Source organism: Stappia sp. BW2, from assembly GCF_008107695.1.
In the GTDB taxonomy this organism is placed as follows: Bacteria; Pseudomonadota; Alphaproteobacteria; order Rhizobiales; family Stappiaceae; genus Roseibium.
Map to the genome: position 1 here is coordinate 1 of NZ_VIRG01000063.1, position 402 is coordinate 402.

The window sequence follows — 402 nt, forward strand, 5'->3', positions numbered from 1 at the left end:
GAAAAAACCTGCCGCAACGATCACTTCAGGAACCATTAAAACGATATTAGGCTTCTTAATTTTAAGTGCAGGTGCTGATGTCGTCGTTCGATCTCTTGAACCATTCGGCAAAATATTCCAACACGCATTTGGTGTGCAAGGTATCGTACCTAACAACGAAGCTATCGTCTCACTAGCCTTAAAAGATTTTGGAACAACAGCTGCACTCATCATGGTCTGTGGCATGATTGTTAATATTTTAATTGCCCGCTTCACTAATTTAAAATATATCTTTTTAACAGGTCATCATACATTTTACATGGCTGCGTTTTTAGCAATCATTTTAACAGTCAGTCATATTAAAGGCTGGCTAACGATTGTTATCGGCGCACTCGTATTAGGATTAATCATGGCAGTATTACC

Annotated in this window: 1 protein-coding gene; it reads left to right on the top strand. The window is 38.6% G+C overall.

Features of this window, described 5'->3' with window-relative positions; genetic code table 11:
- Window positions 1-402: PTS transporter subunit IIC (locus FMN63_RS30075; RefSeq protein ID WP_209001082.1), on the top strand; the 402-nt coding region annotated here is incomplete at both ends.